General features: G+C 54.7%; 2 protein-coding genes. Both read right to left on the minus strand.

The window, feature by feature from the left end; genetic code table 11:
- Positions 1–262: cytochrome b (locus tag ACREAY_RS12120; protein ID WP_431756021.1), on the minus strand; the 262-nt coding region annotated here is incomplete at its 3' end.
- 32 nt (positions 263–294) lie between these two features.
- On the minus strand, positions 295–864 hold the full coding sequence (locus tag ACREAY_RS12125; RefSeq protein WP_431756022.1) for a hypothetical protein: 570 nt from the start codon (positions 862–864) through the stop codon (positions 295–297).
- Between the last annotated feature and the right edge of the window lie 168 nt (positions 865–1,032).

Here is a 1,032-nt window from a genome sequence, read left to right on the forward strand (position 1 = left end):
TGTGCATCCACGGCCCCAGCTCCTGCGCGCTGGCCGGTGCCGGGCGGTGCTTGAAACGGACATAAAGCAGGATCCCGAGAACAATAACGAGTGTAATACCAATATTCTTATGCAACTGGAACGGGAATTCACGGAAAGTCAGTTCCTTTGATGGCAGTGGCAGTCCCATCATCCACCAGCTGGAAACAAACAGAAAAAAGATGGAGACAGCTATTAACCAATGCAGAATGACTGCTGCCGTACTGTAGCCTTGTCTTTGCATAACAGATTCAGTCTTTGACCCGTACCTGCGCCCTAGGTCATGCTCTCGCCGTGGCGACCGGCGACAGCGGCCATTACCATTATCAAATGAATAAAGAACCAGAGCAGTATGTCGCCTAGGTAGATCTGTCTCAATATCGGTCCCGCATTCACCGCCGCCATAAAGCCGATAACGTCGATCGCCATCAGCGCTGCAAAAGTCACTATTGCCACGGTTCGCGCCCAGCCGCGATAGTTAACCAGTGCAGCACCGACGATGATGGACAAAAACGCAATGCCTGTACCGATCCCGGACAGCGCCATCTGAAAACCGGGGAACCAGTCCGGCGCCGAAAGGGCGATACCTTTGACATTGGCAACCATGTGCTCGCACTCGGCCAGGCTCAGCCCTTCCTCTTCCAGCTCTTCCGGGGGACAGTCCGCGGCCGGCATCTCACCGCTGGCCGGCATGGAATGGGTGATGACGGCCTGTTTCATCCATTCATTGCCATGGGACGTGGTCAGGAAAATGCCGAAAACAATGGTGATGACACCGAGCCAGCTGGCCCAAGCGGGACCTTCAGATTGCCGTCCGGTTGCATAGTGGGAAAATGATGTTGCCATGCAGAACCTGCTTTCTTTGCGTATTAGAGTTACTACTCACAGGCCCGTCGCTACGTTCCGCGCACGAAAAAAAGCGCTTAAAGTTCTTGCTCTGCCGCGCCCGCAATCGGGTTATTTCTTGCGCTTCTCCTCCGGCTCTTCGCCGATTTCCCACTCTTCGACGTGGAC

This window comes from Nitrososphaera sp. (assembly GCF_050748925.1).
Taxonomy (GTDB): Archaea; Thermoproteota; Nitrososphaeria; order Nitrososphaerales; family Nitrososphaeraceae; genus Nitrososphaera.